Raw genomic sequence first — 26,900 nt, 5'->3', positions numbered from 1 at the left:
AATGCGATTCAGCCGCGGTCGACGACGACTCACACACGGATGTGGTGTGCCGTGAAGGTCGCAGACGCGGTCCCGGAGTTCGCCGACGCCTTCGGCTTCGAGGAGTTCAACCGGATGCAACGCGAGGCGCTTCCGGGAATCTTGGAGTCCGATCACAACGTCGTCGCGTCCGCGCCGACCGCATCGGGGAAGACCGCACTCGCCGAGTTAGCGATCTGTAAGACGCTCTCGGAGGGGGGTACCGCCCTCTTTATCGCGCCGCTTCGCGCGCTCACGAACGAGAAGGAAAGCGAGTGGGAGCGGTTCGAGGAACTGGGCTACTCCGTCTACGTCGTCTCCGGCGAGCGCGACCTCAACCCCCGTCGCGCGGAGCGTGCGGACGTGCTGGTGACGACCCCCGAGAAAGCCGACAGCGCGACCCGAAAACACGACTCCGCGCGCTACTCGTTCATCACCGATGTCGACTGCGTCGTCATCGACGAGGTTCATCTGCTCGACAGCGAGAAGCGCGGCGGCGTCCTCGAAGTGACCGTCTCCCGGCTCCGACGCCTCCAGGACCCCCGCGTGGTGGCGCTATCGGCGACGATGCCGAACGTCGACGACGTCGCCGAGTGGCTCGACGCGCCGCCGGAAACGACCTACGCGTTCGGCGACGAGTACCGCCCGGTCGATCTGGAGACGGGCGTGAAGACGTACTCACACGGCTCGAACGCGTTCGCCGACAAGTACCGGCGGCTCTACCGCGCGCTCGATCTGGCGGAGCCGCACGTCCGCGAGGACGGACAGGCACTGGTGTTCGTCTCCTCGCGTCAGGACACGGTACAGGCCGCAAAAAAGGCACGCGATGAGATCACGGACCGCGACATCCCGGTCGACTCGCGAGGCAACTACGACTTCCACAACGAAGCGAAATCGCTCTCGAACGACACCCTTCGGCAGTCCGTGCTCGACGGGGTTGGCTTCCACCACGCCGGGCTCGGGAAGGAGGACCGCGACCGCGTCGAGGAGTGGTTCAAGGAGGGGAAGATCAAGCTGCTCTTCTCCACGTCCACGCTCGCGTGGGGCGTCAACCTCCCGGCGCGGTGTGTCGTGATCCGCGACACCAAGTATCACGATCCGCTGGAAGGGGAGACGGACATCTCGCCGCTCGACGTACTCCAGATGCTCGGGCGCGCGGGGCGGCCCGGCTACGACGACGTGGGCTACGGCTGGGTCGTCTGTGACCGGTCGGACGCCGACAAGTATCGCCGGCTGCTGCGGGAGGGCAAGGAGATCGAGTCGCGGCTGGCCGGAGACCTCGAATCACACCTCAACGCGGAGATATCGATGGGGACGATCCGCGGGCTGGAGGACGTGATGGAGTGGTTAGAGACGACGTTCTACTACGTCCGGGCCCGGTCGGAGCCAACCGAGTACGGGTTCGACGGGCTTCGCGATCGTGTTCGCGACACGCTCGACTCGCTGATCGAGACCGGATTCGTCGACGCCGGCGACGACCTCGCGATCGAGCCGACCGCGCTGGGACGGCTCGCCTCGAAGTACTACCTCCGGCTCGACACCGCTCGCGAGTTCCACGCGCTCGCCGAGCGGGAGCGGCTCACCGTCGATCGGATCCTGGAGACGGTCGCCGCCGCCGGCGAGTTCGACTCCGTCTCGGCGCGCTCGGCCGAGTCCGACGCGATAGACCGGATTCTCGACGGTCACGACACCGAGTTGGAGGACGGCCACCGGAAGGTGTTCGCCATCCTGCTCGCGGGGATGGCCGACTCGATCCCGTCTGACCTCCGCTCGGACGCGTGGGTGATCCGGCAGAACGCGCTCCGACTCCTCGCCGCGCTCTCGGAGTTCCTCGACCGGTTCGCCGGACCTCGGGCCGCCAACCTCGCGTGCCGGGTCGAGGCGCGCGTCGAACACGGCGTCTCGCGGGAGGCGGTCCCGCTCACCGCGATCGACGGGGTCGGCTCCGGCCGCGCGGAGCGGCTCGCCGGTGCCGGGCTCACGTCCCCGACCGCCGTCGTCGACGCGGGCCCGGAAGCGCTCGCGAACGCCGGGATGAGCGACTCAGTCGCCGAGCGGATCGTCGAGGCGGCTCGCGACTGCCCACGGATCGATGTCGACTGGGGCGAGTTCCCGGAGGCGATCGGCGTCGGGGAGAACGACATGTGCGAGGTCGGCGTCTCAACCGTCTCCGGTGCGGCCCGAACCGGGATCCGGGTCACCGTCAACGACGTGGAGATGACCGAGACGACGACGTATCTCGACGGGGAGACGACGGTTCCGGTCGGTGTGTTCGGCCCGCCGGACGCGGACGAGTTGGAGTTCGTCGTCGAGGTCGTCTTCCCCGACCTCCCGCTGATGCCGGTGCGCGCGACGCGGACGGTGCGGGTCGAGTAGTCTGGCGGGTCGGAACCCGCTCCCGTGACCTCTCTTGCCGGATGATATTTATAACGGATCGAGCGACGGCGACGACTCTTTATAAATAAACGATGCGGTGGCGCGCCCCTCCGAGCGCCCAGTAGGGCGCGAGGAGCGTCGCGCGAGGGAGTCGGCCGGCCGGAGCAACGCGGAGGCCGGCCGACGAGGCCGGGGAGGCGTGAGGTGCGGTTGCTGTGGGGCAGGACTCAACGGGGCAGTCGGGAGGACGGCGCAGGCGTTCACGAGAGCGGCGCTCTCGTGAGCCAATCAGAACGCGGAGCGTTCTGATGACGACGCAAGCACTGGAGGGAACGAGCAGCGCGAGTGACCGAAGCGCGCAGCGAGCGTACGCCGTCCTCCCGGCTGGGGGCTTTGGAGGCGTTCCCCATCGCTCCGTAATCAATCACTTATAAACGAGCGGTCGGGACTTTCGAGGCGTTCATCACCGATCCGTAATCACTCTTTATAAAGGACAGACCGAAACGCCGAAAAAGGCCCCTGCGCCGGCAACGAGGAACACGCGACCACAATCCGTACCGTCACCCCCTCCGTATCCCTCATAAACCCCCGTTCCGACCGCTTAACACCGATACCGCGGCCACGCCCCCCATGCCCGAACGACTCCGCGTGCTCGCAGGCGACTGTCAGGTGACCGAACGCGGCGACCGCACCCGGACGCATCGCGGGCGCGTCGTCGTGCTTATAAAGCCCGACAACACCACGCTCGTCCACGACGCGGACGGCTATCAACCGGTCGCGTGGCTCACTCGACCGGACTCGGTCGTCGTCGAGGGGGACGGTGCGGGCTTCACCGTCACCGCTCGCGACGGGACCAGACGGCTCCGCGTCGTCGCCGAAGAGGCGACCGCCAGCCGTGGACTCCCGATCACGGAGGCAGGGGTCCCGGTCGGAAGCTGCCCGGACGACGGCGGCCCGCTGGTCCGCTCGCGCGGGGACGTGGTCTGTCTCGACTGCGAGGCGCGCTGGGGACTCCCCGCCGGCGCGAGCGTGACGGACGCGACGTGTGACGACTGCGGGCTGCCGAAGATCCGCGTCGAGCGCGGCGAGCCGTTCCACCTCTGTCTCGACCCGTCGTGTGACCCGATGGAGGCCGCCGTCAGCGACCGGTTTGATCGCGTGTGGGACTGTCCTGACTGCGACGGCGACCTAACCGTCGAGTTCGCGCCCGGACGGGTGTACCTCGCGTGTGAACACGAGACCGACTGTGGGACCACGCTCTCGATCCCCTCGGGCGTCGTCGTCGACGAGTGCGGCTGCGGGCTCCCCGTCTTCGAGACCGCGGCCGGCCGGAGCTGTGTGGACGGTACCTGCGAGCTGGAGGGCCACACCGTGAGCGGAGAGTAGATGGAAACGACTGAAACGCGAGACAGGGAGCTACTCCGCGAGCTGCTCCCGGCCGGGTGCGATCAGCCGGTCGAGGTACTCGGCGAGCGCACCCTTCGCGTCCGCCGGGTGGAGCTCACCAGATTCGAGGTCGGCCTCGAGGTCGTCGTACGCCGCGTACTCCAAGTCGCCGCCGTACTCCTCGGGGCGCTCGACGACGACGTCCTCGAACCGGGGGAACACGTGGTACTCGAAGACCTGGAGGACGGGGTTCTCCCGGTCGGTACCCTCCTCCGTCGGATCGGGGTCCGCGGTCGGCGGGCAGTACGCGCCGTTCACCTTCTCCTCGATCTCCTCGCGGGAGTCCTCCATCGAGATGGTGACGCCCTCGCTGGAGGACATCTTTCCGCGACCGGTTCCGAGGTCGGCGATGAGCGGAGTGTGAAGGCTCGTCGGCGGCTCGCGGTCGATGCTCGGCAGCACATCGCGTGCGAGCATGTGGACCTTGCGCTGTTCCATCCCGCCGACCGCCAGATCGACGCCGAGGTACGGGATATCGAGCGCCTGCATCAGCGGGTACACCGCCTGTGACACCTTCACGGAGTCGCCGGAGGTAATCTCGGCCATCGCGCGCTCCGCGCGGGCGAGCGTCGTCTCCAGCTCCAAGGCGTGTAAATCGAGCGTGTAGTCGTCGTCAAGCTGGAAGTCTGAGCCGAGCACGAACTGCGTGTTCGACTCGTCGAGCCCGTACGCAATGAACTGGTCGCGCATCCGCTCGGCGGTATGTCGGATGTCCGCGAACGATCCCTTGTCGTTGAGGTACGCGTGGACGTCCGCGAGGAGGACGGTGACCTCGAAGCCCGCCTTCTGGAGGTCGATCAGCTTGTTTGCCGTGAGCATGTGCCCGATGTGGAGCACGCCGGAGGGTTCGTAGCCGACGTACGCCCGCTTCCCGTCGGGGTCGTCGGCCAGCGTCTCGATCTCCTCCTCCGTGACCACCTCGGCCGCGTTCCGGGTGATCAGCTCGTGGGCGTCCATGCCTACGATAGCGTGACGGCTCGGCATATGACTTCTGGAACCGTTCGAGAGCCGAGACGTCGACTACTCCTCGCTCTCTGGGAGCGTCGTTCCCGCTCGGTGTTCGGAGATGATCCGGTCGAGTCGCTCGGCCTTCTCGTCGCGGCGTCGACGCTCGGCGCGGGCCTCCCAGTCGTCGACCGCGGCCGCCAGTCTCGTCTCGTCGGCGACTGCCAGTTCGTCGACCTCGCGGACGGGGACGGCGTCGACCGGCACCACCGGAACCTCGTGATCGAACAGTACCTGATCGGCGACCTCCGAGAGGTTGCCGTCGCGGATCACCGCTCGCGGCTCCGCGTCGGCCAGTCGCTCGGCGGTTCGCCGTCCCGCGCCGGAGGCGTCACGGAGGTACACGACGTCGCCGGCGACGAGCCCGTACGCCTCGTCCGCGGCGTCGAGCGCGTCGAGCGTGAACTGTTCGACCACTTTCACGCTGACGAGTCCCTCACCCTCCGCGACGTCCGCGAAGTTCGAGTGGTCGAGCTTCCACAGCTCCTTGAGCGTCTCAACCTTCCGTTCGAGGTCGGCGACCGCCTCGCGAGCCTCGTCGCGCTCGCGTTCGAGCCGCTCCGTCTCACGTTCCAGCCGTGAGACCTCCCGGCGGGTGCGCGCCTCGATCCGTTCCTCTCGTTTGGCGTCCGATAATGCCTCCTCCAGCTCCGCGATCCGATCGTCGCGATCGTCGAGATCCGACTCCAACGACTCCGCGTGCGACTCCAGTCGCTCGACCCGCTCGCGGAGCCGGCGGATCGTCTCCTCCTCCTCGCTCCGCTCCGGCTCGGTCGGGTCCGCGTCCGGCTCCCCGCCGTCTCCCTCGTCGTCGCCGGGGTCCTCACGCAGGTCCTCGATGACGGCCTCGACAGACGCGCCGCCGGCGACGACGCCGGCGATGACGGCCTCGCGGTCCATTCGGGGCGGGGTCTTCTCCGTGATCCGCTCGAACTGGTCGGCGTGGTCGTCGTAGGCGTATAAGGCGGCCGCGAGCGCGTCCCGCTCGTGGTCGTTCTCGTAGGCCGCCTCGCGGGTCCGGTGAAGCTTCTCGTCGACCGGGAGGTCCGTCGTCGGCCGCCAGCCCGCCGCGTCGAACGACCGCCGGAACTTCTCGACGGTCTCGGGCATCGGCTCGACGTCGGCGGCGACGATGATAGGGCGGCCCTGCTCGATCACCCACTCCGTCACCGCGGCGGTGTCGGCGGTTCGCGACGAGTAGAGGGCGTGGACGGTGCCGTCGAGTCCGACCACGGCGGCCGCGGTGGTCGTTCCCGGGTCGATCCCGACGATGACGCGGTCGCGACGCTGGACGAGCGGCTCGTACTCGATCCCGTCGCGGCGCTCGCGTTCCACCTCGACGCGCACGTCGCCCGCGCGGGAGTTCGAGACCGGGATGTCCTCGGGACGGGCCTGAACGGTGAACACGGCGTTCGAGTAGCCGCCGTACTTTTTGGTCACGTCGCGTTCGTATTCGAGGTTGGACTCCGTGAGCTTCGTCTCCACCTGTCGGCTCCGTTTCTTGACGTTGCCGTGGATCCGGCGGGTGTAGCGGTCCTGACTCCAGCCGCCTTTTCCGGTGGATCGCCCGCGGGAGACCTTCACCGTCGTCTCGTCGGTGAAGGCGGTCACCTCGTGGCCGACGTTGGCGGCGGCGAGACGCGCGGCGGCCTCCGCCTCCTTCATCGGCTTCTTTCCGTACGGGATCCCGTGACGGGAGGCGACCCGGGAGAGGGGTTCTGGTCGCTCCGCACCGGTCACTTGGACGAGTCGGGTGCCGTCCGGGAGGCTCCGAAGTAGTCCGACGAGCGCGTTCTTGTCGGGCGCGAGTTCGTAGGCGTTATCGGTGGCGACGTACAGCGGCTCGCGGTCGTCGATCAGTCGGCGGAGCTTGCGGAGGGAGACGACGTCGCGCGTGACTCGGGCGAGCGGGCCGTCGGCGTCCGGTGCGTCGGGGTCGTCCTCCCCGACCGGATCGAGGATCACCAGCGCGTAGGAGGGGTCGTCGCCGCGGACGTCGCCGCTCTGGACGTCGACGCCGAACACCGGCCGGTCGCGGGCACGGATGGTTCGGGATGGCACAGAATACCATAGGCCGGTCGGTCGTATATACCCCACGCCGACCCCACCCGCTTATACGTCACGGCGGCGAAACGACGGACGAATGACCGAGGAGTTCGTGCTGCTCGAACCGGACGACCAGCCCGGCGACGAGTGGGAGGCGCTCGACGTCTCCGACACGGAAGCCGACCGGATCGCCCGGCGACAGGACCGGGAGTTCGACGAGTTCCGGAAGCGGATCAAGGACACGGAGCAGTTCAAACTCCAGGAGTCGGTGTTCGACGACGCGACGCTGGCAGCGGTGTACAAACTGGTTCAGGACGGCTACGTCGACGCCTTTGGTGGGCCGGTCTCGACCGGCAAGGAGGCCAGCGTCTTCGAGGCGCTCGGCGGGCAGGCTGGTGAACGCCCGGAGCCCGGCTCTGCGGCGGCGGGCGGCGGCCCCGAGGGAGTCACCCCCGACCGCGAGGTGGCGGTGAAGGTGTACCGAATCAACTCCTCAAACTTCCGGCAGATGCGCGACTACCTCGAGGGAGACCCGCGTTTCGAGGGAATCGCGAACGACAAGAAGGCGGTCGTGCTGGCGTGGACAAAAAAGGAGTTCGCGAACCTCAAACGCGCCCGTACGGCCGGCGTCCGGGTGCCCGAACCGATCGCAGTCCAGCGGAACGTCCTCGTGATGGAGCTCGTCGGCCACGCCGACGACCGCGCTCGGCGACTGAGCGAGGTCGACGTGGAGAACCCGGAGACGGCCTACGAGGTCGTCCGCGAGTATATGCGGCGACTCTACCGCGCCGGACTGATCCACGGCGACCTTTCGGAATACAACATGATCATCCACGAGGGCGAACTCGTCGTCATCGACATGGGGCAGGCCGTGACGGTTCATCACCCGAACGCCGGGGAGTTCCTCGACCGCGACTGTGAGAACGTGGCCGCCTTCTTTACTCGACAGGGGACCGAGGTCGACCCCGACGACCTGCGTGCGTACGTGACGGAACCAGAACCCGACGAGGAGTCGGAACCGGACGGAGAGCCGGATCCGGGAGCGAGTTCGGCGACCGAGGCGGGGCCCGAATCGAGTAGCGACATCGGCGAAGAGCGCTAACGGAAATAGCGGGTCTCACACGCCCGTTACGGTGGCACACACCGAGCCCACCGGAACACGTTTAAAAGGCTCGGCCGGGTATCTCGGTGTATGCAACACGTGACGGTTCCGCAGGACCGGATCGGCGTCGTCATCGGTGCCGGTGGCGAGACGATGCGGGAGATCGAGGAGCGGGCGGGGGTGCGGCTCGACGTCGACTCGGACTCCGGCAGCGTCGCCATCGAGGAGGCGGGTGACCCCGTCGCCGCGATGGTCGCGCCGGACATCATCAAAGCGATCGGTCGCGGGTTTAAACCAGAGACCGCGCTGTCGATTCTCGATCACGACCTCCGGACGCTCGAACTGATCGACCTGACAGAACACACCCGCAACGACAACGATCTCCAGCGAAAGAAGGGCCGGATCATCGGTGAGAACGGGCGGACTCGCGAGCTCATCGAGGAGCTCTCGGGTGCGAACGTCGTCGTGTACGGAACGACCGTCGGCGCGGTCGGCGGCCCCGAGGAGCTTCAGGTGGTGCGGCGGGCGGTCGGCATGTTGCTCGACGGCGCACCCCACGGCGCGGTGTACTCGTACCTCGAACGGAAGTCGAACGAGCTGAACGAGGATGTCGATTTTCAGTCGCCACAGTAGGACCGCGCTCGGCTGAACGGATCGGGGAGCGAACGAGAACCGGTACGCGATGGCGGGAGTGAACCTCGCAACACGTCGTGGTGGTTGTTTATCACCGAACGATCGGTGGTGCTAGCGACAGTTTATAACTGATCGTCGGGGCCGCTCACGTCCTTTTAAATACGATCTCGTTGCCGTCGATCTGATCGACCGACACCCGAGACCGATCACCGACGTATCCGGACTGACCCGGATCGGACCGGAACACGTCCGTTCTCGATGCGACTCGACCGTGGTGAGGCGGAACGGACGATCCGCCGTTCTATATAAACACCCGTGATAACGAGCCACATACGGGGTTCATAGCCCCCCTCCGTGTTGCGTTTTCGCACGAATCGAACGACAGATTTATATAGAATCACAATCAATCAATGGTTGTAATGTCACAGCGCCAGCGGATGGGCAATCAGCCCATGATCGTACTTTCCGAGGAGTCGCAGCGAACCTCCGGAAAGGACGCCCAGAACATGAACATCACGGCCGGGAAAGCCGTCGCCGAGTCCGTCCGCACCACGCTCGGCCCGAAAGGGATGGACAAGATGCTCGTCGACTCCGGCGGATCCGTCGTCGTCACGAACGACGGCGTTACGATCCTCAAGGAGATGGACATCGACCACCCGGCGGCCAACATGATCGTCGAGGTCTCGGAGACCCAGGAAGACGAGGTCGGAGACGGCACCACGAGCGCAGTCGTCGTCGCCGGCGAGCTCCTCGATCAGGCCGAGGACCTCCTCGATCAGGACATCCACGCGACCACGCTCGCGCAGGGATACCGTCAGGCCGCCGAGAAAGCGAAGGAGATCCTCGAGGACGAGGCCATCGAGGTCTCCGAGGAGGACCGTGAAACGCTCGTCCAGATCGCCTCCACGGCGATGACGGGCAAGGGCGCGGAGAACGCGAAGGAGCTTCTCGCCGAACTCGTCGTCGACGCGGTCACCGCGGTCGCTGATGACGACGACATCGACACGGAGAACGTCTCCGTCGAGAAAGTCGTCGGCAGCTCCATCGACGACTCCGAGCTCGTCGAGGGCGTCATCGTCGACAAAGAGCGCGTCGACGAGAACATGCCCTACGCGGTCGAGGACGCCGACGTGGCGCTGTTCGACGGCGCAATCGAAGTGAAGGAGACGGAGATCGACGCCGAGGTCAACGTCACGGACCCCGACCAGCTCCAGCAGTTCCTCGATCAGGAGGAGGAGCAGCTCCGCGAGATGGTCGACCACCTCGTCGACATCGGCGCGGACGTCGTCTTCGTCGGTGACGGCATCGACGACATGGCCCAGCACTACCTCGCACAGGAGGGCATCCTCGCCGTCCGCCGCGCGAAGTCCGACGACCTCAAGCGCCTCGCCCGCGCGACCGGCGGCCGCGTCGTCTCCAACCTCGACGACATCGAGACGGACGACCTCGGCTTCGCCGGCTCCGTCGCTCAGAAGGACGTCGGTGGCGACGAGCGCATCTTCGTCGAGGACGTCGAGGAGGCCAAATCCGTCACGCTCATCCTCCGCGGCGGCACCGAACACGTCGTCGACGAGGTCGAGCGAGCCATCGAGGACTCGCTCGGCGTCGTCCGCACGACGCTGCTCGACGGGCAGGTGCTGCCCGGCGGCGGCGCACCCGAAACCGAGCTCGCGCTCCAGCTCCGCGACTTCGCCGACTCCGTCGGCGGCCGCGAGCAGCTCGCTGTCGAGGCGTTCGCCGACGCGCTGGAAGTCATCCCGCGCACCCTCGCCGAGAACGCGGGTCTCGACCCCATCGACTCGCTGGTCGACCTCCGCTCGCGCCACGACGGCGGCGAGTTCGGTGCCGGTCTCGACGCCTACACGGGCGACGTGATTGACATGGAGGAGGAAGGCGTCGTGGAGCCGCTCCGCGTCAAGACGCAGGCCATCGAGTCCGCCACCGAGGCGGCAGTCATGATCCTCCGCATCGACGACGTCATCGCGGCCGGCGACCTCAAGGGCGGCGGCTCCGACGACGGCGGCGACGAGGGCGGTCCCGGCGGCGCGCCCGGCGGAATGGGCGGCGGCATGGGCGGCATGGGTGGCATGGGCGGTGCGATGTAAGCGAGGTTCTGAAAGAACCTCGATTCCGAGCGGGGAGCGCACGCGACCCGCGAGGTGTGAAGTTCGGCACGAACTCACGCGCCCACCCGTTCCGACCTGACGCCGGACCGCCTCTCAACTGACCGTCGCGTGCCTTTTCAGGCCTCGACGACACGCAATTTTTATCGACGACAACCACTGGCCGCGTAGCCGGCGGCTCGTTGAGCATCGATATCCAGCAGACAAGCGCTGCTCACCGTCTCGTTACACGGGCCGGGAGGGATCCACGCGAGCAAAGCGAGCGTGGGGGCAGTCGGATCGCGTCGCAGTCCGACGGGATTCGAACCGCGCCCAGACGTGCTCTCACTTCGTTCGCTGCGCGCGACTGGCCTCTTCGAATCCCCCTCCGAGACCTGTCGCTCGCGATGTGCTCACCGTCTCGTTGTACGGGCCGGGAGGGATTCGAACCACGGTCACTCCGCGTTGCTCCGTTCTCTGATTCGAATCCCTCCTGCCGGTTCACTCGACGGTTCGCGCTGCTCACCGTCTCGTTGTACGGGCCGGGAGGGATTCGAACCACGGTCACTCCGCGTTGCTCCGTTCTCTGATTCGAATCCCTCCTGCCGGTTCACTCGACGGTTCGCGCTGCTCACCGTCTCGTTGTACGGGCCGGGAGGGATTCGAACTACGCCCAGACGTGCTCGCTCACTTCGTTCGCTGCGCGCGACTGGTCTCTTCGAATCCCTCTGACGTTTTCACTGCTCCCGTTGGTCGCAGGAAAACGGGCCGGGAGGGATTCGAACCCCCGACCGTCCGGTTAAAAGCCGGACGCTCTCCCTAACTGAGCTACCGGCCCAGACACGAATTTGTAGGGAGAGAGCACGGATAAACGTTTAGAAACCGCGTGCGGCGGAGTGATCGTCTCCGACCCGAAACGGTTTCCGCTCACCCGCCGTCGCCGCGAGCATGGACTTCGACATGCGCGCGTTCGCGGCCGGTCTCTGTGCGATTCCCTCCACCGCCGGCGAGGAGGCCGCTGCCGCCGACTGGGTCCGAGACCGCCTCGATAATATCGGCTTCGAGACGTATACGTGGGAGGCCGATGCCGACCTGCTCGCCGACCATCCCTCCTTCCCGGATGAGCCGGAAGCGATCGACGCCGTCGGCCGTCGCAGCGTCGCGGGCGTTCTCGCGCTCGGCGGCGCGGACGTCGAGGGCGACGCGGACGGGCGCGAAAACGGGAGCAACGGGAACGCGATCGGTGACGACGACGCCCTCACGGTCGTCCTGAACGGCCACATCGACGTCGTGCCGGCCGAACCGGCGGAGTGGTCGAGTGACCCCTTCGAGCCGGAGTGGGGGACGACGGACGAGGGCGACGAAATCCTCGCCGCTCGCGGCGCGGCGGACATGAAATCGGGGGTCGCGGCGTGCGTCGGCGCGGCACTCGACGTGCGCGACCGCGTCGAGAGCGGGGGTATCCGGCTCCCTGATGGCGGTCTCCGGATCGTCGTCGAGGCGGTTGCCGGCGAGGAGGACGGCGGCTACGGCGCGGCGACCGCGGCGCTCGCGAACCCGTACCCGTTCGAGCGCGACGCGGCGATCGTCGCGGAGCCAACCGAGCTCCGACCGGTCGTCGCCTGTGAAGGGAGTCTGATGGCGGAGTTGCGGCTGGTCGGGCGGAGCGCACACGCGGCCACGCGCTGGCGCGGCGAGGATGTCCTCCCGCGGTTCGAGGCGATCCGCAGGGCGTTCTCGGCGCTCGAAGACGAGCGTACCCGGACGGTCTCCCATCCGTTGTTCGAGGAGTTTCCCGTCCCGTGGCCGGTGGTTTGTGGGACCATCGAGGCGGGATCGTGGGCGTCGACCGTGCCGGCCGCATTGACCGCGGAGTTCCGGATCGGGGTCGCGCCCGGCGAGACCGTCGAGGAGGTGGAACGCGCGTTCCGCGACCGGCTCGATTCGGTCGTCGACGACGACCCGTGGCTACGCGAGCACCCGCCCGAACTCGAACGGTTCTCCGTCCAGTTCGAGCCGAGCGAGATACCGGGCGATGCGCCCATCGTTGCGGCAGTGCGCGCGGGCCTCGCCGACGCCGGGCTCCCCGATGTCGAACCGGTCGGTGCGACCTATGGGACGGACGCGCGCCACTACATCGAGGCCGGGATCCCGACCGTCGTCTTCGGCCCGGGGACGATCGACGAGGCACACTATCCGAACGAGACGATCGAGTGGGAGGCCGTCGAGGACGGACGAGCGGCGATCGCGGCCGCGGTTGGGCGGTTCGCCGGACGTTCGCGTTAACGGTCCGGCTCCAGTCGGTCATCGACCGAGGTGTCGGAGAAGTAGCCGTCGAGCGCCGCCGAGACGATGGCTCCGGGCTCGACGTTCCGCATCGCCGCCCGCCGACGGAGTTCGACGTACGTCTCCGGCGGGAGGTCGACCTGTATCCGACCGAGTTCGATCCCGACCTCGCGGAGCGCGCTCTCGACGCCGGTGCCGTCGTTGACCGCGGAGGCAACGGATCTGACCTCACGAACCGTCATCTCGCCGTCGATAGCGGCCCACGCCAACTGGTAGCGGTCGGTGCCGCCGAGGCGGGCGACGTGTTTCGCCGCGCTCGGCGTGATGTGGCCGCGGGCGACCTGTCGGCGGATCGCCTGCGGGAGGTCATGGACCCGCGCCCACTTCCGAATGAAGGAGACGGAGACGCCGTCGCCGGCGCGTTCGGCGGCCATTTTATACGAGCCGACCCCACGAACGAGCGCCGCACACGCTGCAGCTCCGCGGAGCATCAACACGTGGTCGTCGTCGCCGACCTCGCCGGCCGCGAAGCGCCGGACCGTCTCCGCGGCCTCCCGCACGCTGTCGGGGTCGTCGGGGTCGAATCCCACCGCCTCGGCCGCCCGCTCGCCCGTGACGGCCGGATCGGACCGGACGACCGGCTCGCCTACCGGGGAGCGTCGGTCCGCGGGTGATTCCTCGTCCATACACCGTCTTCGCGTCCGAACACATAAGGGGCGGGCACCGGGGCAGGTATCGCTGCCGACCCGGACGACCAGTCACCCGGACGACCAGTCGACCGTGGCTCAGTCGCCGCCGGTCGACGACAGCTCCTCGGCGACGACGACGGGGGACAACAGCTCCGGATCGATGGCCAGATCAGCAACTGCGGCGACGAACTCCGGCAGCGACCGCTCGGAGTACGTCACGACCGTCACCGAGGGGTTCAGCTCCTTGGCGACCGGGATCGCGGTCGCCTCCTCGACATCGGTCAAGACGAGGAGGTCGACATCGGCGATCCCGGCCGTTTCGAGCGCGTCCGCGGAGACGACGCCCTCGATCCGCGAGACCGGGACGCCGAGTTCGGCCAGCTCCTCGCCGAGGGCGTGCTCGTCCGGGCCGGCGATGACCGCGGAGGTGGCATCGGTGTCTGTGATATCGTCCGCCATCACTCGTACTCGATCGTCGCGGGCGGTTTGTGGGTCACGTCGTAGACGACGCGGGCGACGTTCTCGTTTTCGCCCGTGATCCGGCTCTGGATCCGCTGGAGGGTGTTCCAGTCGACCTCCTGGGCGCGGGCGGTCATCCCGTCACGGCTCTCGACCGACCGGACCGCGACGATCCAGCCGTGAACCCGGTTGTCGCCCTTCACGCCGGTTCCCTTCCCGATCACCGCGCCGAACGCCTGCCACGGGTCGTGATCCGCCAGCTCCTCCTCGACGACGTGACACGCCTCGCGGGCGACGTCGGCCTTCTCGGGCGTCACCTCGCCGACGACGCGGACGGCGAGCCCCGGTCCGGGGAATGGCATCCGCTCGGAGATGACTGCCTCCAGGTCGAGCGCGCGGGCAACCTCGCGGACCTCGTCCTTGTAGAGGTCACGAACCGGCTCGACGATCCCCTCGAAGTCGACGACCTCCGGGAGTCCGCCGACGTTGTGGTGCGATTTGATGTTTCCCTCCGACTCGATCCGGTCGGGATAGATCGTTCCTTGTACGAGGTAATCGGCGTCGACCTCGCGAGCCACCGTCTCGAACTCGTCGATGAACCCCTCGCCGATGACGTGCCGTTTCTCCTCGGGGTCGATGACGCCCTCCAGACGCTCGAAGAAGCGGTCCTGTGCCTCGACGATCCGTAGCGACTCCATGAAGGAGAACGTCTCGGCGACCTCCTCGGTCTCTCCCTTCCGCATCAGCCCGGTGTCCACGTACACCGGGGTGAGCTGATCGCCGATCGCCCGGTAGGCAAGCGTCGCCGCGACGGAGGAGTCGACTCCGCCCGAGAGGGCGATCACTGCGTTCGCGTCGCCGACCTGCTCGCGGATCTCCGTTACCGCATCCTCGATGAACGCCTCGGTATCGACCATCTATAGCCTCACGTCCGCGTTCCGCTCTGTTGTGTCCGTCGATCCCAGCGCGGCCTCGACCAAGGCGACGAACGGCGGACTCGCGCGGTCCGGCCGTGACCGGAACTCCGGATGCGCCTGCGTCCCGAAGAAGAACGGATGGCTCTCGCGTTCGAGGATCTCCATCCGGTTGTCCGCTCGACCGGAGAAGACGAGCCCGTCGGTCTCCAACTCGTCGATGTACTCGGGGTTCACCTCGTAGCGGTGACGGTGTCGCTCCGTACAGGAGTCGCCGCCGTACACCGCCGCCGCGAGCGTGTCGGGTTCGATGTCGGTCTCGTGGGCCCCGAGCCGCATCGTTCCGCCCATGTCCTCGGTTTCGTACTGGTCGGGGAGCAGATCGATGACGGGATACGGCGTGTCCGGGTCGAGTTCGGCGGAGTGGGCGTCAGCGAGCCCGAGCACGTTGCGCGCGTGTTCGACGACCGCCATCTGGAAGCCCAAACAGAGGCCGAGGAAGGGCACGTCGTTCTCGCGAGCGTGCCGGATCGCCTCTATCTTGCCGTCGGTGCCACGGGAGCCGAAGCCGCCGGGAACGACGACCGCGTCGGCCGACGCGAGCCGCTGTTCGTGGCGCTCCGTGGTCTCGTCGGCGTCGACCCAGAGGACGTTCACCTCCGTCTCCGTGTGGATCCCCGCGTGTTTCAACGCCTCGTGGATCGACATGTACGCGTCTTCCAAGGCGTACTTGCCGACGAGTGCCACGTCGATCTCCTCTTCACGGTCGCGAGTGACGAGTTCGCGCCATTCCGTCGAGCGCTCCGACTTCGGAAGCGCCTCGTCGGCGATGCCGAGCCGCTCCATCACGTGCTCGTCCAATCCCTCGTCCTCGACCATCAGCGGGACGTGGTAGATGTCCTCCACGTCGGGGTTCGAGAAGACGGCGTCCGTCGGCACGTCACAGAACAGGGCGATCTTTTCCTTCGTCTCCGGTTCCAGCCGGTCCTCACAGCGCCCGACGAGGACGTCCGGCTGAAGGCCGATGGAGCGCAGTTCCTTCACTGAGTGCTGGGTCGGCTTCGTCTTCTGCTCGCCGTTCTTCGAGTAGGGGACGAGCGTCACGTGCGCAAAGAGGATGTCCTCGTCGTCCTCCTCGTGGGCGAACTGGCGGAGCGCTTCGAGGAAGGGCATCGATTCGATGTCGCCGACCGTTCCGCCGATCTCGATCAGACAGACGTCCGAGCCCTCCGCAGCTTCCCGGATGCGTCGCTTGATGTCGTCGGTGACGTGAGGGATGATCTGGACGGTCTTGCCGAGGTAGTCACCGGCGCGCTCGCGCTCGATGACGTGCTGGTAGGTCTTCCCCGTGGTGACGTTGTGATCGAACGTCATGTCAGTGCCGAGGAAACGCTCGTAGTTGCCTAAATCGAGGTCGACCTCGCCGCCGTCCTTTAACACGTACACCTCGCCGTGTTCGTACGGGTTCATCGTCCCGGCGTCGACGTTGAGATAGGGGTCCACCTTCACCGCGGTGACGTCGAAGCCCGCGTTCGCGAGGAGTCGGCCGGTGCTGGCGGCGGTGATACCCTTACCCAGCCCGGACATCACCCCGCCCGTGACGAACACGAACTTCCGACCCAGCGACGGGTCGTACCCAGTGTCGGGATCCGTTGGCATATCGACCGTCCGTCAGGGGCCGGCAAAACCGTTTCGGAGCGACTGGGGAATCGTCGATATCCGCAACGATCGACCGTGAGATCCAACGAACAGTGAGCCGACGGCGTACAGCCGGAGTGGCTCGGGGTCAAGCCCCGAGGCAGTTCACGCGACGAGGGGATCGAGCCGCGTTCGGACCTCGATGGTCGCCGTACAGACCGGACAGGTGTGTGTCTCGCGAGCGGGAGTCTCCTCGACGAGCCAGTCGCCGTCGGCGTCGCTCTCGTGGCCGCACTCGGGACAGAATAGCGTCGTCTTCGACCGCGACCGGGTACCGGCCGCGGAGGATCGCTTGGGGGACATGGTAACTGAACGTGATAGGGGTTCGTCGGGAATAACGTTGTTGGCGACGAACGATCGGGATAAACCGGTGTTTCACGCCCGCTCCGTGCGGATCGGGACCATGGGCGTCGGTCACGTTCAGTGTCGTTCTTTATAAGTCGACTCCCGAGTTTCGGTTTACAGCGAGTGGCGTCTTCGGGGTCCGCTACGGTCAGGGCGGGCGACGCGACGAGCGATATCGGGAGTAAGTCGCTCAAATCGGCAGTGACGTGATCGTATTTAAAAGAGGCTTGAGCGGCAGCGACTATTGCTTATAAATAAACGAGGCGGTGGCGCGCGCGCGAGAAACGCGCGCGAGGTCGCCGGCGGCGGCGCCGCCGACGAGGTTGGGGAGGCGTGAGGTGCGGTCGTGGGGCGGGGTGGGACTCAAAGGGGCAGTCGCCGGACTACGTCCGGCTGCCAGAGGCGTGGAGCGCCTCGCTGCCGTGTGAGCGGCGTACGCTCGCTGCGCTCCTCACTCGGTCGCAAGTTCCCTCGTTGCGGTGTCGCCGGCGGCGGAGCCGCCGGCTGCCCGTGGCGCTCCGCGCCACGCTGCTTGCGTCGTCATCAGAACGCGTAGCGTTCTGATTGGCTCACGAGAGCTCCGCTCTCGTGAACGCCTACGCCGCTCACACGGCTGGGGCTTTGGAGATCGTCACCATCGATCCGCAGTCGCAGACTTATAAACGAGTGGGTGGAACGTGTGAGTTGTCTCTCGCGGAGTCATTCACTTATAAACCGCCGCCAGCAACAGCACTCTCTCGCTTATAAACGCCACTCTCTCAATATACTCGATATACTCCCGACATCGCTCATCACGTCGCCGACATCGGCTATTGACCTCCTCCCGCGCCTGAAGACGCGGGGCGCGTGAGTCCACGGGCCAGCTTCAACCCCCGTCGGCTGTGGGGGATCGGGATCCGTCCTTGGCGGGCGACCGCCGCCTCGGCCTGTGGGTCCATCGTGTCGGCGGACATACGTCACGGTCCGGCGAGCGGGCCGGTAAACGTTCCGGGCACGCTGGCGGTGCCGTCGCTGGTGGCGTCTCGTTGTGGAAGTTTTGCGAGGGAAGAGCGCTCCGAGAGCGGTCTTCCGCATCACGGGGGTGAACCCCGACGATGCGAGGGGAGGGATTTGAACCACGGTCGCGCCAGAGGCGCTCCCTGATTCAAATTCTCCCCTCTTGTGCATTCACGCGCTGTGACGCGCTCATGCGAGGGGAGGGATTTGAACCCACGGACCTCTACAGGAGCGGAGCTTGAATCCGCCGCCGTTTCCGGGCTTGGCTACCCTCGCACGCGACCTGTGGTTTGACCCCGGAGTTCTTTATATCGTCGGTTCCGCGCCGACCGACCACACCCCGAGAGCGTTCGAGTCCGCGAAACGATTAGGTCGCTGCGGAGTGGATCCCCGGTATGGACGATCACACCCGCGACGCGACCGTCGCCCCGCCGGTGTCGGGCAGCCCCACGGGGTGGCGGCGCGACCGCGGCGAGTCGAACGGGTGGGAACACGGCACGCTCCGGCAGGCGGTGATCAACGGGGTCCGTCTGTACAACGACGGGTCGTACCACGAGTCACACGACTGCTTCGAGGACGAGTGGTACAACTACGGGAGCGGAACGACCGAGAGCGCCTTCCTTCACGGGATGGTACAGGTGGCGGCCGGCGCGTACAAACACGTCGACTTCGAGAACGACGCCGGGATGCGGTCGTTGTTCGAGACGGCCCTCCAATACCTCCACGGCGTCCCCGACGACTTCTACGGGGTCGACGTGGCGGACGTGCGAGCGACGCTCGCGGACGCGCTCGACGACCCGAGTTCGCTCGACGGGTGGCGGATCGAACTCGACGGCGACCGCCCGAGTGCGAGGGAGGAACACTACGCCTACGCCGAGCGGCTCGAATGACGGGCTCTCGGAAGACGGCGATATCGGCGGTGAACCGAACGAGGACGTCGAGCAGACGGCGGTGGCTCCGAGGTGTCAGCTTCGCCGGTACGCTCGCGGTCGCCGGCTGTCTCGATCGTCCGCCCGGAGGCGATGCCGACGTGATCCATCCGGGATACGACACCCGGGAGGTTCGCGTCGAGACATCGGATGGGGAGGTACTCGGGTCGGTGACGGCCGCGATCGCTGACACGCCGGAGCGACGATACACTGGCCTGAGCGAGACGGAGTCGCTGCCCGAGGACCGGGGCATGCTGTTCGTCTACGACACCGTCGGGGATCGGACCTTCGTCATGCGGGAGATGTCGTTCGGCATCGACATCGTCTACGCGGACGCTGACGGCGTGGTGACCGAGATACACCACGCGCCCGCACCGGGACCGGACGAGGACGGCGAGGAGCAGCGGTATCCGGGGCGAGGACAGTACGTGCTGGAGGTCGGATACCGGTGGACCGCCGACCGCGACGTAGGCGTCGGCGACGTGCTCCGGTTCGGTCCGGTCGAGCCGACCGCAGCGGTTGCGGGAGCCGGATCGAACGTGTGATCGGAGTCGAGCCGGATCCGAACGCCACTTACCCGCTGACCGCCTTCAACAACTATGGACGTGTACGAACTGGGCGACGGCCCGCCGGAGGTCGCCGTCGTCGGAGGGATCCACGGGGACGAGCCCTGTGGGGCACGAGCCGTCGAGCGGCTCGTCGACGAGGACCCCGACGTCGAGCGCCCGGTCAAGCTGATACTCGCGAACGAGGAGGCGCTCGAAGCCGGGGAGCGGTACCTCGACGTCGACCTCAACCGATCGTTTCCCGGAGACCCGGACGCCGAGAGCCACGAAGGGAGACTCGCGAATCGCCTCCAGTCCGAGCTCGTCGGCTGTAGCACGCTGGCGATCCACTCGACGCAGTCGTACGCCGAACCGTTCGTCGTCGTCGACTCGATGGACGAGGTCGCGCGCGCCGTCGCCCCACACCTCCCGGTCGACGCGGTGATCCAGACCGACGCGTTCACCGAGGGGCGGTTGATCGAGCATCCACACACTCTCGAAGTGGAGGCCGGACTTCAGGGCTCCGACGCCGCCGCGAACAACGCGTACTGGCTGTCGCGGGCGTTCCTCGCGGCGACGGGAGCGTTGCCGGCCCCGGGTGCGGACGGCGTCGTCGACGCCGGCGGTCGCGAGGACGTTCCGGTGTTCCGGCTCCGCGATCGGATCCCGAAGCCGGCGGCCGAGGAGTACGAGGTGTTCGCCCGCAACTTCGAGCGTGTCGACGCCGGAGAGCGGTTCGCGGCGGCGGACGGGGAGCCGCTCCACGCCGAGTACGCGTTCTATCCGGTTCTGTTGTCCGCGTACGGATACCAGGACCAGTTCGGCTACGTGGCCGAGCACATGGGGAGCGTCACCTAGCCCGTCGGCCGCGGCGTCTTCACTCGACGAGCTCGATCGTGTCGTCCCCGTTCGGCACGGCACAGAGGAACGCGCCCGGTTCGTCGCCGTCGTTCCGATACCAATGCTCGACACCTGCGGGGATGAGCAGAGCGTCGCCGGCGGCGACAACGTGCTCCTCCTCGCCGACCCCGACCACGTACTCGCCCGCAAGGACGTACTGTTCGTGTTCGACCGCGTTGGTGTGACGCGGGACCTCGCTACCGGCCGCGAGCTCGAACCGTCGGAGCGAGAAGTTCGGCGCACCGTCGGACTCGTCGATGAGCACGCCCTTTTCGAGGCCGTCGGCGGCCGAAACCGATTCGTACTCGATCGCCGCCGCGCGCTTGATGGCGGGAGACTCGCCCATCGGCTCGGTTTCGTCCGTCGACTCGGCCTCGCTTTCCGGCCCGTCCGACCGCGTCGGATCCGGTGTGTCGCTCATTTGAGGTCGATGTCGCGCTCCCCGGCGGGAACGACGATCTCAAGCCAGTTCTCCTCCGGCGGAAGCGGGCAGGCGAACGTCTCGCTGTACGCACAGAACGGGTTGTACGCGAGGTTAAAATCGAGATCGACGACGTCGCCGTCCTGTAGCGTTCCTTCGGGTTCCAGTTCCATGTACCGGCCCTGATAGTACGTCTGCTGGCCGGTGGTCTTGTCGCGGAACGGAACGAAAATCACCTCCTCCTCTTCGTCCTGACGGTAGCCGGCGAGCGTGTGCTCCTCGCCGTCGATCTCGAACCGGAAGGTGACGACTCGAAGGTAGCGGACCGGGTTGCTCGCGGTCGTCTCCATCTCGACCGGGTCGGGGTCCTCGTGGACCGTCACGGTCGCTTCCACGCGATACCCGATGTCGGGCTCGAAGTAATCGAGTCCGTCGAACGACTCGCGGGACTCCGGCGGGATCGGGGACTGCGGGTGGTCCTCGAAGAACTCGTCTTTCTCGCGTCTGTTCTCGGCTATCGTCCCGGCGTACTCCTCGGCCGTGAGATCTGGTTCCCGTTCGCTCATGGTCGCCCACAGACCAGCCAACGGTTTCAGCCCCCCGATCGCGGGGCGTTCCACGTTGCGGCGCGTGTCGTGAGGCGGGGCGCTATAGCTCCCGGAGGTCGGCCAGACACTCGTTGAGATCCCGCGTCGAGGTCGCAAGCGAAAAGCCGTCGACGCGTGCGAGGTCGCTCGCGTGTTCCCAGAGGTCGTCGGCGTCGATCCCGTGGAGCACGATCGCGTTCGGCGTCGGGCTGACGACGCGCATCGCGACCAGCGGCGACTCACCGCGGGTAACCCGAGTGAACACCAGCGCGCGGTTCGTCGACTGGCCGTACAGACGGTAGAACTCCTCGCTCGAGAGGCGTGTGATCGCTTGGATGGAGTCGATGACGGTGTGGCCGTTGACGTGGTCGTGGTCGCCACGGACGACCTCCGTCGCGCCCATCGCCTCGTAGAACTCCTCCAGCGGGATCGCGGTGGCGTACTCCCGAAGGTCGTGGACGATGTCGCTCTCGAAGCCGGCCGAGAGCACTCGCGCGTACTGTCGGAGACGCCCGCCGCCCCGACGCTCGTCGATGTCGAGTAACCCCTCCACGGTTCGGCGCACGACGCCGATCCCGGGGCTCTCGCGGCGGCCGCTTTCGTAGTCGGAGATCACCGACGACGACACGCCGAGCTGGTCGGCCAGTTCCGTCTGTGAGACGTCGAAGTCGGTTCGCCACTTCCGGAGGGTCGCCCCGGGATCGTCGCTGAGCGTGATCTCACCGGCTATCCGACGGGAGAGTTCTTCGCGTGCGGTCTCGCTCATTCGTCCGATCGAACACGAGAATCCCGCAAAAGGCTACCGCTCGCCGGTCGGATCATGGCATCCGGGCGAGCCGCCGCTCGCGAGGGTGACTCCCCGCGCTTAGCTTCGAGTGAGGTAGGGGTGGCTTTGTTGGATCCCGCAGCAGTCGGTGTTTTTACACTTCAACTCGGTACGGATACGGTAGTGAGTGACGTAAGGTTCGGTACTGTGTCGATCTCTTATAAACCGCCGTCAGATCCGCTACTGTTACTCCTCGACGGCTTCCGGCTTGCCGCCACCAGTGGAGTCGGTCCCGTCGGCACCGTCCGTGTCGCTCCCGTGTTGCTCCCGCCAGTCGGTGACCTCGTCTGCCTCCTCCACGCGCGTTTCGTAGTACGAGAGGGGGTCGGCGGCCACGCGCATGTGGTCGTCCTCGTTGTGGCAGATCCCGTAGTTGGCGAGCGTCTCGCAGGTCGGCGGCGGGTACTGGGTTCCGCGGTCGTCGTGGAGATACTCCGTCTGGTAGCGGATCCCCTCGGCATCGAGGCTCGTGTCGGCACAGAACGCGACGACCTCGTCGGGCGTCATCCCGATGCCGACGAGAAACGCCATCAGGGCGAACGACTCGGGCGGGGACAGCGTCACGTCGCGTTCGGCCTTCTCGATCAGGTTCGTCATACACGGTGGGAACAGCGCGGGCGCGACGACGTCGACGGGGGCCGTGTACGTCCGCTCGGAGAGCAGGCGTTTCAGCTCCGCCACGCGGGACTCCAGATCCGCCGCGATCCCCTCGCCCGCCTCCAGATCGAAGGGGAGCCCCTCCCGGACGCGTTCCTCGACGGCCGCGCCGAGCGCCTCCAGCAGCTCCTCGCGGGAGACCCGAACGTCGCCGTTCGAGAGCGCACGGTTGACGAGCCGCCACGACTCGCCCCACGACGGCGAGGTGAACCGGAGGTACGCACCCACATCGATCCAGTAGTAGACCGGGTCGCGGCCGCCGCGGGTCGGCTCGGCGCGGACGGCGTCCGCGAGGTCGAACTCCGCGAGGACCTCGTCCAGATCCACCGTCGGTCTCGACGTCGACCGGAGCTCGTCGTCGGTCTCGATGTCGGAGCGGATCCGGTCGAGCGCAGTCGCGGCTTCCGCGGCCGCGTACTTCTCGATAGCTGGCTCGGAGTCCAGAAGTGACACGAGGATCCGCGCGATGGGGTACGAGAGCAGCTCCGCGCGGGCCACATCCCCGGACTCCGACCCGTCGAACGCGCCGCTCTCGGGCTCGGCGGTTCCCTCCAACAGCGCGCGTTCGACGCGTTCACGGGCGCGCTCCACGGCGGGGGCGTCCTCGGCGACGAGAGTCGGTAGCGACGCCGACGCGCCGGCGACGGCCTCCCGGGCCGCCTCGAAAAACGGGTACTTGGCGTGGAGCGCGTCCATGTCCGCTCCGTGATAGTGAGGGGCGGCGAATAAGCGGTACGGTCCGTGATCGTCCGGGGCGGTCGCAGCGGAGAGGTTCCTTGCCTCTTACGAGTCGGTCTCCTCGACGGCCGCGCCGGGCGCGTTCGATTTGACGCTTTTGAGGCCGCCGGTGGCGTTTCGTTTCGAGGCGTACCCCTGTCCGCCGTCAGCGATGATGTTGCCGTTGTCGTGGAGCAGTCGCCAGCGCCACTTTTCCTCCGCGTCTTTGAACAGCTCGAAGGTCGCGTCGCTACCGCCCTCATCCGGGGCCTCTTCGCCTTTTTCAGTGTCGACAACGTGCGCGCCGGGGGCGTTCGATTTGACGCTGTCGAGACCGTTCTGTGCGTCGCGTTTGTCGGTGTATCCTTCGCTCCCGTCGGCGATGATGTTGCCGTTGTCGTGAAGCAGCCGCCAGCGCCACTTCTCCTCCGCGTCCTCGTACAGCTGGAATGTGGCCTTGCTCGCGGCGGCGTCCGTGTCGACCGCACCCGCTTCCTCGTCGAATTCGAGTTCCAACTCAAGACTCATCGTTCCGTCCTCGCGTTCGAGTTCCACTTCGAACTCGGGTTCCGCCCCGGGATCGACCGTCACTGTCCCGGCGTCGTCGACGGGGGCGGGCTCTCCTCGGCGGAACGCCTTCGCGATCCGAGCGAAGTACGTGGCGAGTGCTTGTCGGGTTCTGGACCCCTCGGATTCGTGAATCGTCTCCTCGGACATGCGGTCGAACTATCACCGCGAGCACACAAAACGCTATGCCCGGCGCGGATCCCGTGCGAGGGCGGTGTCGATACTGATCTCATGGATGACGGGAGTACGCCTGATACATGTGTGTCGGGTTGTTTATAAGTGAGCGAGCGGTGTCGCTGGCGGCTGTGTATACGTCGTTGGTGGCGTGTTAGGTGCGTTTGAACAGCCGGTCGTTCGTTTATAAGTCGTTGCTGGCGGGTCGGTGGCGACTGACAAAGTCCCAGCCGCTCGCTTATAAGTGATCGACGGTAGGTCGACGGCGAACGCCTGTGCCGCCCGTACGGCAGCGAGGCGCTACGCGACTCTGGCAGCCGGACGTGGTCCGGCGACTGCCCCTTTTGAGTCCCACCCCACACCGCACCGCACCGCACCGCACCCGCACCGCACCCGCACCGCACCGCACCCGCACCGCACCCGCACCCGCACCGCACCTCACACCTCCCCAGCCTCGCGGTTCGCGCTCTCCGAGCGCTCACCGCGTCCCTCGCGGACTCCTCGCGGCCTCGCACCGCTCGGCCGCTCGGAGGCACGCCACCGCACCGCTTACTTATAAACCATCGTCGCTATCGTTCGTTCCGTATTTAAATACCATCTCGTCGCCGTCGGTCTGAGAGACTCACTCCCGCTCGGCGATGATCGTCTCGCCCGCGCGGACCGAGTCGCCCTCGGCGACGAGCAGGTGCTCGCGGTCGACATCTGTCGGCAACACCACGTCGGCGCGTGACCCGAACGAGACGTGGCCGACGCGGTCGCCTCGTTCGATCCGGTCGCCGGCCTCGACGGCGGGGTGGATCCGGCGGGCGAACCAGCCGGCGATGACGAGCAGTTCGTACTCGCCGACGTCGATGGCGACCTGCTCGTTGCGCTCGGACTCCTTGTCGAACGCCGGCCGGTTCGCACCGGGACGATGGCGCACCTCCCGGACCTCACCCGCGATCGGCGCGCGGTTGACGTGGACGTCGGTCGCGCTCATGTACACGCCAACGCGGAGTCGCTCGCCCTCCTCACGGACGACGCTCACGGTCCCGTCCGCGGGGGCGACGACGGCCGCCTCCGGTTCCGGCGGGGTCCGCTCGGGGTCACGGTGGAACCAGAGGACGCCGAGGGAAGTCGCGAGCGCGAGGATCCCGACGGGCGGGAGAAACGGTAGGGTGACGGCCGCGACGAGCGCGGGCACGAGCGCCAAGCGCCACGCCTCGTCGACGACGGGGAACGGGAGCAGTCGGGAAAGCGGCGGGTTCCGACTCATCTCAGGCCTCCACCGGCTCGTGGAAGCCGGCGCGCAGCTCGGTTCGACCGGCAGCCCACGCGGCGAGCAGGTGGGTGAGGTGGAGCCGGTCGTCGAGTCCGTCGGTCAGGTCCAAGTCCGCCTCGCCCGCGAGCTTGTGGAGTCGGGCGAGATCATCGCCATCGTACGCGGAGCCCGCGCGAGCGACGCGCAGGGTCGCCCGGAGCAGGTCGGGACCGTCGTACCCCCCCTCGTCGAGTAGGTCGTCGAGGACCCCGCGGGCGTCCTTCAGGTTTCCCTCCCTGGCGGCCGCGAGCGCCTCGCGGATCTCGTCGTCGTCGCCGACCTCGCCGAGCGTCTCGTAGGCGGTCGTCATGGTGATCTCTCCGCCCTCGACCGCGGTCGCCTGTGCGGAGAGGATCGCCGTCCGGAGGTCACCGCCGGCCGCGCTGGCGACGAACTCCAACCCGTCGGCGTCGTACTCGACTGCCTCGCGCTCGCAGATCGCTTCGAGCACGTCGATGGTCTCGTCGGTCGTCGGAGCGCGCAGCCGGATCGGGAAGCACCGCGACCGGATCGGCGCGATGAGCTTCGAGGGCTGGCGGGTGGCGACCACGAACTGGGTCGTTCGATGGTGTTTCTCCATCACGCGCCGGAGCGCCTGCTGGAAGTCCTCGCGGATCGCCTCGGCGTTGTCCAGCAGCACCGTCTTGTACTCGCCGGACATCGGCGCGTACGCCGCCGACTCCGTGAGCACGTGGTTTATCATGTCGCGTTTCGCCATCCGGCTCTTGCCCGCGAGGAAGCCCTCGAACCGGGGATCCGTTCGGATCTCCTTTTTCGTCCGTCCGAAGAAGTCGGCGACGTTGATCTCGATCAGGTCACTCTCGGGGGCGGCGTGTGACTCGCGGGCGAGCGCCCGCGTCGCCGCGGTCTTGCCGACGCCCGAGGGTCCCTGAACGATGAGGTTCATCGGCTCGTCGACCGCCCGCCCGAGCCGCTTCCGGGCGTCGTCCTGACGGATCTCGTCGAGATCCGGAGCGTGTGCGTCGATCCACAGCGGTCCGTCCATACCGTGGTGTCGGGGCCGTACGCTCAAGAATCGGTCGGTCCGAACGGGGACGTGGACGAGCGAGGAGAGAGGCGTGTGCGGTTCCCCGCCGACGTTTTACTTTCGGGAACGAACTTACTACTTCCGTACTAAATATGGACCTCTATTATCAATGAT

Annotated in this window: 24 protein-coding genes and 2 tRNA genes; 9 read left to right on the top strand and 17 right to left on the bottom strand. The window is 67.0% G+C overall.

What is annotated here, in order from left to right:
- The first annotated feature begins 51 nt into the window (after positions 1 to 51).
- Together J2751_RS03970 and J2751_RS03965 are read left to right on the top strand one after the other, a co-directional pair.
- Entirely contained in the window at positions 52 to 2,394 is a 2,343-nt protein-coding gene (locus J2751_RS03970) for a DEAD/DEAH box helicase (RefSeq protein WP_209483375.1), read from the top strand.
- Between the two features lie 630 nt (positions 2,395 to 3,024).
- Positions 3,025 to 3,780, top strand: coding sequence for an endonuclease NucS domain-containing protein (locus tag J2751_RS03965; protein WP_209483373.1), 756 nt, complete (start codon positions 3,025 to 3,027; stop codon positions 3,778 to 3,780).
- Between the two features lie 30 nt (positions 3,781 to 3,810).
- Here the strand turns inward: J2751_RS03965 and J2751_RS03960 are convergent, their stop codons facing one another.
- Together J2751_RS03960 and J2751_RS03955 are read right to left on the bottom strand one after the other, a co-directional pair.
- Positions 3,811 to 4,797, bottom strand: a complete 987-nt coding sequence (locus J2751_RS03960; RefSeq protein WP_209483371.1) for a tyrosine--tRNA ligase — start codon at positions 4,795 to 4,797, stop codon at positions 3,811 to 3,813.
- 63 nt (positions 4,798 to 4,860) lie between these two features.
- The gene (locus tag J2751_RS03955) at positions 4,861 to 6,906 is read right to left on the bottom strand and encodes a DUF460 domain-containing protein (protein WP_209483369.1); all 2,046 of its coding nucleotides are present in this window, start codon (positions 6,904 to 6,906) and stop codon (positions 4,861 to 4,863) included.
- A gap of 82 nt (positions 6,907 to 6,988) precedes the next feature.
- On the opposite strand from J2751_RS03955, the gene rio1 reads away from it, so the two are divergent.
- The 3 genes from rio1 to thsA all read left to right on the top strand — a co-directional run bounded on the left by rio1 (position 6,989) and on the right by thsA (position 10,731).
- Positions 6,989 to 7,993, top strand: a complete 1,005-nt coding sequence (rio1, locus tag J2751_RS03950; RefSeq protein ID WP_209483367.1) for a serine/threonine-protein kinase Rio1 — start codon at positions 6,989 to 6,991, stop codon at positions 7,991 to 7,993.
- A 90-nt stretch (positions 7,994 to 8,083) separates the two neighbouring features.
- A complete protein-coding gene (locus J2751_RS03945) occupies positions 8,084 to 8,626 on the top strand; it encodes a KH domain-containing protein (RefSeq protein ID WP_209483365.1) in 543 nt (180 codons plus the stop codon).
- Between the two features lie 452 nt (positions 8,627 to 9,078).
- Positions 9,079 to 10,731 (top strand): thermosome subunit alpha, encoded by a 1,653-nt coding sequence (gene thsA, locus J2751_RS03940; protein ID WP_209483649.1) that lies wholly within the window; start codon positions 9,079 to 9,081, stop codon positions 10,729 to 10,731.
- 761 nt (positions 10,732 to 11,492) lie between these two features.
- Here thsA and J2751_RS03935 read toward each other — a convergent pair.
- A tRNA-Lys gene (locus tag J2751_RS03935) sits at positions 11,493 to 11,566 on the bottom strand.
- Between the two features lie 110 nt (positions 11,567 to 11,676).
- Here J2751_RS03935 and J2751_RS03930 point away from each other — a divergent pair.
- Positions 11,677 to 13,014, top strand: coding sequence for a M20/M25/M40 family metallo-hydrolase (locus J2751_RS03930; RefSeq protein ID WP_209483364.1), 1,338 nt, complete (start codon positions 11,677 to 11,679; stop codon positions 13,012 to 13,014).
- Here the strand turns inward: J2751_RS03930 and J2751_RS03925 are convergent.
- The 7 genes from J2751_RS03925 to J2751_RS03895 form a co-directional block, all read right to left on the bottom strand.
- On the bottom strand, positions 13,011 to 13,700 hold the full coding sequence (locus J2751_RS03925) for a DUF7119 family protein (RefSeq protein WP_209483362.1): 690 nt from the start codon (positions 13,698 to 13,700) through the stop codon (positions 13,011 to 13,013). The two genes, J2751_RS03930 and J2751_RS03925, sit on opposite strands and share 4 nt — an antisense overlap.
- 99 nt (positions 13,701 to 13,799) lie before the next feature.
- The gene (locus J2751_RS03920; RefSeq protein WP_209483360.1) at positions 13,800 to 14,162 is read right to left on the bottom strand and encodes a DUF7126 family protein; all 363 of its coding nucleotides are present in this window, start codon (positions 14,160 to 14,162) and stop codon (positions 13,800 to 13,802) included.
- Positions 14,162 to 15,079 (bottom strand): glutamine-hydrolyzing GMP synthase, encoded by a 918-nt coding sequence (gene guaA / locus J2751_RS03915; RefSeq protein WP_209483357.1) that lies wholly within the window; start codon positions 15,077 to 15,079, stop codon positions 14,162 to 14,164. Before guaA ends, J2751_RS03920 begins: the two co-directional genes overlap by 1 nt.
- A complete protein-coding gene (locus J2751_RS03910) occupies positions 15,080 to 16,735 on the bottom strand; it encodes a CTP synthase (RefSeq protein ID WP_209483354.1) in 1,656 nt (551 codons plus the stop codon).
- A 144-nt stretch (positions 16,736 to 16,879) separates the two neighbouring features.
- Positions 16,880 to 17,077 (bottom strand): hypothetical protein, encoded by a 198-nt coding sequence (locus J2751_RS03905; RefSeq protein WP_209483352.1) that lies wholly within the window; start codon positions 17,075 to 17,077, stop codon positions 16,880 to 16,882.
- 851 nt (positions 17,078 to 17,928) lie between these two features.
- Complete coding sequence (locus J2751_RS03900) at positions 17,929 to 18,072, bottom strand: hypothetical protein (protein ID WP_394357370.1); 144 nt, start codon at positions 18,070 to 18,072, stop codon at positions 17,929 to 17,931.
- A 235-nt stretch (positions 18,073 to 18,307) separates the two neighbouring features.
- Positions 18,308 to 18,391 (bottom strand) — tRNA-Leu (locus J2751_RS03895).
- Between the two features lie 119 nt (positions 18,392 to 18,510).
- On the opposite strand from J2751_RS03895, the gene J2751_RS03890 reads away from it, so the two are divergent.
- From J2751_RS03890 to J2751_RS03880, 3 genes are read left to right on the top strand one after another with little or no spacing between them, the layout of a single operon-like run.
- A complete protein-coding gene (locus J2751_RS03890; RefSeq protein ID WP_209483350.1) occupies positions 18,511 to 19,005 on the top strand; it encodes a DUF309 domain-containing protein in 495 nt (164 codons plus the stop codon).
- Positions 19,002 to 19,589, top strand: a complete 588-nt coding sequence (locus J2751_RS03885; protein WP_209483348.1) for a DUF192 domain-containing protein — start codon at positions 19,002 to 19,004, stop codon at positions 19,587 to 19,589. Before J2751_RS03890 ends, J2751_RS03885 begins: the two co-directional genes overlap by 4 nt.
- 54 nt (positions 19,590 to 19,643) lie before the next feature.
- Positions 19,644 to 20,447 (top strand): M14 family metallopeptidase, encoded by an 804-nt coding sequence (locus J2751_RS03880; RefSeq protein WP_209483346.1) that lies wholly within the window; start codon positions 19,644 to 19,646, stop codon positions 20,445 to 20,447.
- Positions 20,448 to 20,466: 19 nt separating this feature from the next.
- On the opposite strand, the gene J2751_RS03875 is transcribed toward J2751_RS03880, so the two are convergent.
- From J2751_RS03875 to J2751_RS03845, 7 genes are all read right to left on the bottom strand, one after another.
- On the bottom strand, positions 20,467 to 20,835 hold the full coding sequence (locus J2751_RS03875; protein WP_209483647.1) for a cupin domain-containing protein: 369 nt from the start codon (positions 20,833 to 20,835) through the stop codon (positions 20,467 to 20,469).
- A 71-nt stretch (positions 20,836 to 20,906) separates the two neighbouring features.
- Positions 20,907 to 21,476 (bottom strand): DUF1684 domain-containing protein, encoded by a 570-nt coding sequence (locus J2751_RS03870; protein WP_209483345.1) that lies wholly within the window; start codon positions 21,474 to 21,476, stop codon positions 20,907 to 20,909.
- Between the two features lie 82 nt (positions 21,477 to 21,558).
- Positions 21,559 to 22,263: a helix-turn-helix domain-containing protein gene (locus tag J2751_RS03865; protein WP_209483343.1), complete on the bottom strand. Its 705-nt coding sequence runs from the start codon at positions 22,261 to 22,263 to the stop codon at positions 21,559 to 21,561.
- Positions 22,264 to 22,509: 246 nt separating this feature from the next.
- A complete protein-coding gene (locus tag J2751_RS03860; RefSeq protein WP_209483341.1) occupies positions 22,510 to 23,676 on the bottom strand; it encodes a DNA primase in 1,167 nt (388 codons plus the stop codon).
- 87 nt (positions 23,677 to 23,763) lie between these two features.
- The gene (locus J2751_RS03855) at positions 23,764 to 24,414 is read right to left on the bottom strand and encodes an HVO_2922 family protein (RefSeq protein ID WP_209483339.1); all 651 of its coding nucleotides are present in this window, start codon (positions 24,412 to 24,414) and stop codon (positions 23,764 to 23,766) included.
- 646 nt (positions 24,415 to 25,060) lie between these two features.
- The gene (locus J2751_RS03850) at positions 25,061 to 25,693 is read right to left on the bottom strand and encodes a protein sorting system archaetidylserine decarboxylase (RefSeq protein ID WP_209483337.1); all 633 of its coding nucleotides are present in this window, start codon (positions 25,691 to 25,693) and stop codon (positions 25,061 to 25,063) included.
- 1 nt (position 25,694) lies between these two features.
- Positions 25,695 to 26,744 (bottom strand): AAA family ATPase, encoded by a 1,050-nt coding sequence (locus J2751_RS03845; RefSeq protein ID WP_209483335.1) that lies wholly within the window; start codon positions 26,742 to 26,744, stop codon positions 25,695 to 25,697.
- Positions 26,745 to 26,900 lie beyond the last annotated feature (156 nt).

It is taken from the genome of Halorubrum alkaliphilum (genome assembly GCF_017873815.1).
GTDB lineage: Archaea > Halobacteriota > Halobacteria > Halobacteriales > Haloferacaceae > Halorubrum > Halorubrum alkaliphilum.
The sequence above is the reverse complement of the archived record's forward strand: the minus strand, read 5'-3'. Positions and strand labels throughout refer to the sequence as shown.

Coding starts and splice junctions, on each gene's coding strand:
- J2751_RS03965 (WP_209483373.1), top strand. CDS start 3,025: ATGCCCGAACGACTCCGCGTGCTCGCAGGCGACTGTCAGGTGACCGAA.
- J2751_RS03960 (WP_209483371.1), bottom strand. CDS start 4,797: ATGGACGCCCACGAGCTGATCACCCGGAACGCGGCCGAGGTGGTCACG.
- rio1 (WP_209483367.1), top strand. CDS start 6,989: ATGACCGAGGAGTTCGTGCTGCTCGAACCGGACGACCAGCCCGGCGAC.
- J2751_RS03945 (WP_209483365.1), top strand. CDS start 8,084: ATGCAACACGTGACGGTTCCGCAGGACCGGATCGGCGTCGTCATCGGT.
- thsA (WP_209483649.1), top strand. CDS start 9,079: ATGATCGTACTTTCCGAGGAGTCGCAGCGAACCTCCGGAAAGGACGCC.
- J2751_RS03930 (WP_209483364.1), top strand. CDS start 11,677: ATGGACTTCGACATGCGCGCGTTCGCGGCCGGTCTCTGTGCGATTCCC.
- J2751_RS03925 (WP_209483362.1), bottom strand. CDS start 13,700: ATGGACGAGGAATCACCCGCGGACCGACGCTCCCCGGTAGGCGAGCCG.
- J2751_RS03920 (WP_209483360.1), bottom strand. CDS start 14,162: ATGGCGGACGATATCACAGACACCGATGCCACCTCCGCGGTCATCGCC.
- guaA (WP_209483357.1), bottom strand. CDS start 15,079: ATGGTCGATACCGAGGCGTTCATCGAGGATGCGGTAACGGAGATCCGC.
- J2751_RS03910 (WP_209483354.1), bottom strand. CDS start 16,735: ATGCCAACGGATCCCGACACTGGGTACGACCCGTCGCTGGGTCGGAAG.
- J2751_RS03905 (WP_209483352.1), bottom strand. CDS start 17,077: ATGTCCCCCAAGCGATCCTCCGCGGCCGGTACCCGGTCGCGGTCGAAG.
- J2751_RS03900 (WP_394357370.1), bottom strand. CDS start 18,072: ATGTCCGCCGACACGATGGACCCACAGGCCGAGGCGGCGGTCGCCCGC.
- J2751_RS03890 (WP_209483350.1), top strand. CDS start 18,511: ATGGACGATCACACCCGCGACGCGACCGTCGCCCCGCCGGTGTCGGGC.
- J2751_RS03885 (WP_209483348.1), top strand. CDS start 19,002: ATGACGGGCTCTCGGAAGACGGCGATATCGGCGGTGAACCGAACGAGG.
- J2751_RS03880 (WP_209483346.1), top strand. CDS start 19,644: ATGGACGTGTACGAACTGGGCGACGGCCCGCCGGAGGTCGCCGTCGTC.
- J2751_RS03875 (WP_209483647.1), bottom strand. CDS start 20,835: ATGGGCGAGTCTCCCGCCATCAAGCGCGCGGCGGCGATCGAGTACGAA.
- J2751_RS03870 (WP_209483345.1), bottom strand. CDS start 21,476: ATGAGCGAACGGGAACCAGATCTCACGGCCGAGGAGTACGCCGGGACG.
- J2751_RS03865 (WP_209483343.1), bottom strand. CDS start 22,263: ATGAGCGAGACCGCACGCGAAGAACTCTCCCGTCGGATAGCCGGTGAG.
- J2751_RS03860 (WP_209483341.1), bottom strand. CDS start 23,676: ATGGACGCGCTCCACGCCAAGTACCCGTTTTTCGAGGCGGCCCGGGAG.
- J2751_RS03855 (WP_209483339.1), bottom strand. CDS start 24,414: ATGTCCGAGGAGACGATTCACGAATCCGAGGGGTCCAGAACCCGACAA.
- J2751_RS03850 (WP_209483337.1), bottom strand. CDS start 25,693: ATGAGTCGGAACCCGCCGCTTTCCCGACTGCTCCCGTTCCCCGTCGTC.
- J2751_RS03845 (WP_209483335.1), bottom strand. CDS start 26,744: ATGGACGGACCGCTGTGGATCGACGCACACGCTCCGGATCTCGACGAG.